Below are 4,561 nucleotides of genomic sequence, written 5' to 3'. Positions count from 1 at the left end.
AATCGACCGATTGCATGGACACATCAGAACATGCGCCCGTCTTCCTGTGCAGCTATCAACCGTTAGAGGGCGCCTCTGGTGCAGACCTGAAGTGACGCGTGAGGCGCCCCCAATCAGAATCGCGCGCGACGCTATGGGTTCGAAGTTTGGGACGCTAGAGAAATCTAATATTTGCACTAGGGTGCGACTGCACGAGCACCTCGAACCGGATTAAGCGCGCGCTGCCATACCACAGACGCCGCGCGCTACCGCGCGCAAACGCCGGCGTTCAAGCCATGCACGCACAACGTGCGAACGTCATTCGACCTATCAGGGAGAGCCTTCAATGAATTCGTCGGTTTCGCAATCGCGATCGTTCACCACGGTCTTTTTGATCGAGATGTGGGAGCGATTCGGCTATTACGGCATGGGCGCATTGCTCGTGCTTTACATGGTGGAACGGCTAGGCTTCGGCGATGCGCGCGCGAACCTCACTTGGGGCGCATTCACGGCGCTCGTCTATGCGGCGCCGTCGATCGGCGGATGGATCGGCGACAAGGTACTCGGCTCGCGGCGCACGATGCTGTTCGGTGCGGTGGTGCTCTCATTCGGCTACGGCATGCTTGCACTGCCGAACGATCAGCTTTCGTTTCTCTATGCATCGCTCGGCGTCATCGTCGTCGGCAACGGGCTGTTCAAGGCGAACTCCGCCAATCTCGTGCGGCGCATTTACGAAGGCGACGATGCACGCATCGACAGCGCGTTCACGATCTACTACATGGCCGTCAACGTCGGCTCCACGCTCTCGATTCTCGCCACGCCATGGATCAAGGACCGCTGGGGATGGCGCACCGCGTTCGCCGTCTGCTGCGCGGGTATGGTGTTGGGCGTGCTCAATTTCCTCGTGCGTTACAGATCGCTTTCACACATCGGCTCGGCGCCCGACAGTAAGCCAATCGTATGGCGCCGCGTCGCGGTGGTGGCCGCGGGCGCCGTCGCGCTCGGCACGGCAGCCGCGTTCGTGCTGGGCAACAAGTCGCTCGCCGTCGCTTGCGTCGACGTGGCGGGCATCGTCATCCTGGCGCTCTTCGCCTACATGATCGCCAAGTGCGACCGCTCGGAGCGCGCCGGGCTGATCGCCGCACTGATACTCGTGCTGCAGTCGATCCTGTTCTTCATCTTCTACCAGCAGCAGATGACGTCGCTGACGCTGTTCGCGCTGCGCAACGTCGATCCCACGTTCTCGCTGTTCGGCGTGCGCCTGTTCTCGTGGAGCGCCGCGCAATTTCAGGCGCTCAATCCCATTTGGATCATGCTGCTGAGCCCTTTGCTGGCGTCAACCTATACGCGGCTCGCGAAAGGCCGCGGCGACATCAGCATCGCCGCCAAATTCGCACTGGGCTATGTGGCCGTGGCCATCGGCTTCGTCATCTACGCCTTCAGCGGGCGCTATGCCGTCGACGGCCGCGTTTCGTCGTGGTTCATGGTCTGGGGCTACGGCTTGAACTCGCTCGGCGAACTGCTCGTGAGCGGGCTCGGCCTGGCGATGATCGCGCGCTATATTCCGGCGCGCATGAGCGGTTTTATGATGGGCGCTTACTTTTTGGCCACTGGCATATCGCAGTACCTCGGCAGCGTCGTCGCGAACTTCGCGCAACTGCCGTCCAACGATTTGCCCGCCACGCAATCGCTGCCGCTGTATACGAACCTGTTTGCCGAACTCGGCTGGCTCGCGGCGGCAGGCGTGCTAATGTCTCTGATCCTGCTGCCGCTGATGCGCAAGCTCTCGGATCAGCATCGCCGCGCATCGAGTGCGGCGGTCGAAACCACGAGTGCGCACAGCCTGGCGGCCGATTGATCGTCGTATGACGACTGGGCCAAGACCGCGGAACGACCATGACCGAAGCCTCCCGTACTCGCAAGAGCCGCAGCGCCGCCGCTCGCATTCGCGTCGGCATCGGCGGCTGGACGTTCGAACCGTGGCGCGGCCCGTTTTATCCGGCGGGCCTCACGCAGAAGCGTGAACTCGAATATGCGAGCCGTAAGCTGACGTCGATAGAAATCAACGGCACGTTCTACGGCACGCAGAGGGCCACGAGCTTCGAGAAGTGGCATGACGAGACGCCCGAGGATTTTGTGTTTTCGTTGAAGGCGCCGCGCTTCGCCACGCATCGGCGCGTATTGGGCGAGGCAGGCGATTCCATCGAGCGCTTCTTTGCGAGCGGCGTGCTCGCGTTGAAAAACAAGCTCGGCCCGATCAATTGGCAATTCGCCACCACGAAGCAGTTCGATGCCGAGGATTTCGACGCGTTCTTAAGCTTGCTGCCGAAGAAGGTGGATGGCCGCGCCATTCGCCATGCCGTCGAGGTTCGGCACGAAAGCTTTCGGCATCCGGAGTTCGTTTCGCTCCTGCGCGAGCATGAGGTTGCCGTGGTCGTAGCAGGAGACAGCGAGCACCCACAGATTGCCGATGTGACGGCGCCGTTCGTTTATGCGCGAATCATGGGGACGGTCGAATCGGAGGACCTCGGCTATTCGGATCAGGCGTTGGATGCGTGGGCATCGCGTGCGAAGGCGTGGGCCGCGGGGGAAGCGCCGGATGATCTGGAGACGATCGCGCACTCGGCCAAGAAGGTCACGGCGCGCGATGTCTACCTTTACGTGATCAGCGGATACAAGGTGCGCAATCCGGCCGCGGGGATGGCGTTGATCGAACGGATTGGCCATGCGCCCGGCTGAACGCGGCTAGCGCCGAGATGCTAAAACTCGTCGCAAATGCCAAGACCAACGGGGGCAGCAGATGAAGGCGGTATGGTTATCCGTTTCATTCTCACGGAGGACAATGAAAGGGAGCAAAGTTGAGCATTGATTCAGCGCTGCCGTCTAAAGGCGGCTGGCATCGACGTGTGCTGATGCTAGCGATTCCGATCGTTCTAGCGAATCTCACGCAACCCATCCTCGGCGCCGTCGATACGGCGGTTGCAGGCCATTTGGGCAGCGCAGCCGACCTGGGAGGCGTCGCCCTTGGTGGACTCTTCTTCAATTTCGTGTTTTGGGGTTTCGGCTTCTTGCGCATGGGAACGACAGGACTGGTCGCCCAAGCGTTTGGCGCTCGCGACCAGGACGCGTTGCGCGCGGATATCGTACGCGCACTACTGCTTGCGTTTGCGATCGGCAGCGTGATTCTTGTCGTGCAAGCGCCATTGATTCGGCACGCGATCCAGCTCATCGGCGGCAGTGATGCCGTGCAAGACAATGCGCGTATCTATTGCCGCGCACGCATTCTTTCCGCGCCGTTCGCTCTCGGGAACTACGTCGTACTCGGCTACCTCTTGGGTGCTCAACGCCCGCGCATAGCGCTGCTGACCCAGGTCTTGATCAATGCCGTCAACGTGGTTGCTGTGGTCACGTACGTCTATGCGTTTGGCTGGGGCCTCGCGGGAATCGGCGCAGCAACGGCAACCGCCGATGCCATCGGCTTTGCATTCGGTATGGCGGTGCTTTGGCATGTGCGACCGCGCGGGCTTCCTCCGCTGACGTGGCGGTTGGTGTCGGACAGAATGGCACTGAAGAAGCTGGTAGGGATGAACCGCGACATTTTTTTGCGAACGATCTTGCTGCTCAGCGCTTTTGCCTGGTTTGCCCACGTTGGCGCCAGGCAGGGCGATACGATTCTCGCCGCCAATGCGCTACTGCTCAACTTCCAAACCTTCATGGCCTATGGACTCGATGGCTTCGCTCACGCGACCGAGGCATTGGTTGGCGCGGCGATTGGGGCTGGCAATCGAGCCGCATTCCGAGAAGCCGTCAAAGTGAATCTGGTCTGGTCAGCGTTGGGGGCGCTCGGGTTCGCGTTGGTCTATGGATGCTCAGGCGCACGGATCATCCACGGGTTGACCGATCAACCGGCAGTGCGCGCCGCCGCACAGACGTTCTTGCCCTGGGTTGCGATGTTGCCGCTCGCTTCGGTGGGAGGATTTTTGCTGGACGGCGTATTCATAGGCGCCACGCGGACACGCGAACTCATGCAGACCATGGCAATCTCCTGGGCCGTGTTTTTCTGCGCCTCTTGGGTACTCGTGGATGTTTGGGGTAATCATGGTCTGTGGCTCGCGCTATTGATTTTCATGGGAGCACGCGGCTTGGCGTTGCTATCTTTTTTGCCGCGGATTACTGACGCCATTCGCCCGGCTTCGGTACAACAAACTAAGTGCGAATGAGAACGCAAGGAACAACCCCAGCACGACGGCCCCCGGCGCGTCGGCTCACACGCCGAGAATAGCGAGATCTCCTGACGATCCGCTGCGGCAGCACAGTCAAGACACGGCAACCAGCCTTGTCGATTAGCAGAACCGTGGCGACGCTTCCGGCCAAGATCATTGCGAAAGAGTTGGAGTTTTGAATTGACGTCCTCGCCCGCCTAAAGGCGGGTGATTCCCACGACTGGCGATGCACGTCCGCATCGGAGAATGTTCAGCGCAGCATTGATGTCGCGATCATGTACACAACCGCAACCACCGCACCGCCATGCTCTTATTCGCAAGCCTTTCAGCCCGCTAGGGCCGCTGCGCGCATGGCACGC

Annotated in this window: 4 protein-coding genes; 3 read left to right on the top strand and 1 reads right to left on the bottom strand. The window is 60.9% G+C overall.

Going from position 1 to position 4,561, the window contains the following annotated elements; all coding sequences use genetic code 11:
* Positions 1 to 325: 325 nt before the first annotated feature.
* The 3 genes from ACTHNR_RS15080 to ACTHNR_RS15070 all read left to right on the top strand — a co-directional run bounded on the left by ACTHNR_RS15080 (position 326) and on the right by ACTHNR_RS15070 (position 4,199).
* A complete protein-coding gene (locus tag ACTHNR_RS15080; protein WP_440548459.1) occupies positions 326 to 1,837 on the top strand; it encodes a peptide MFS transporter in 1,512 nt (503 codons plus the stop codon).
* A gap of 38 nt (positions 1,838 to 1,875) precedes the next feature.
* Positions 1,876 to 2,718 carry a DUF72 domain-containing protein gene (locus tag ACTHNR_RS15075; protein ID WP_440548458.1) on the top strand — a complete coding sequence of 281 codons (843 nt, stop codon included), beginning with the start codon at positions 1,876 to 1,878 and terminating at the stop codon, positions 2,716 to 2,718.
* Positions 2,719 to 2,891: 173 nt separating this feature from the next.
* Positions 2,892 to 4,199, top strand: a complete 1,308-nt coding sequence (locus ACTHNR_RS15070) for an MATE family efflux transporter (protein ID WP_440548461.1) — start codon at positions 2,892 to 2,894, stop codon at positions 4,197 to 4,199.
* Positions 4,200 to 4,399: 200 nt separating this feature from the next.
* On the opposite strand, the gene ACTHNR_RS15065 is transcribed toward ACTHNR_RS15070, so the two are convergent.
* Positions 4,400 to 4,561: zinc ribbon domain-containing protein (locus ACTHNR_RS15065; RefSeq protein ID WP_440548460.1), on the bottom strand; the 162-nt coding region annotated here is incomplete at its 5' end.

This window comes from Trinickia sp. (assembly GCF_051954495.1).
Taxonomy (GTDB): domain Bacteria; phylum Pseudomonadota; class Gammaproteobacteria; order Burkholderiales; family Burkholderiaceae; genus Trinickia.
The sequence above is the reverse complement of the archived record's forward strand: the minus strand, read 5'-3'. Positions and strand labels throughout refer to the sequence as shown.

Excerpts from the sequence above, each read along its gene's own strand:
- ACTHNR_RS15070 (WP_440548461.1), top strand. The coding sequence starts at position 2,892 with ATGCTAGCGATTCCGATCGTTCTAGCGAATCTCACGCAACCCATCCTC.
- ACTHNR_RS15080 (WP_440548459.1), top strand. The coding sequence starts at position 326 with ATGAATTCGTCGGTTTCGCAATCGCGATCGTTCACCACGGTCTTTTTG.
- ACTHNR_RS15075 (WP_440548458.1), top strand. The coding sequence starts at position 1,876 with ATGACCGAAGCCTCCCGTACTCGCAAGAGCCGCAGCGCCGCCGCTCGC.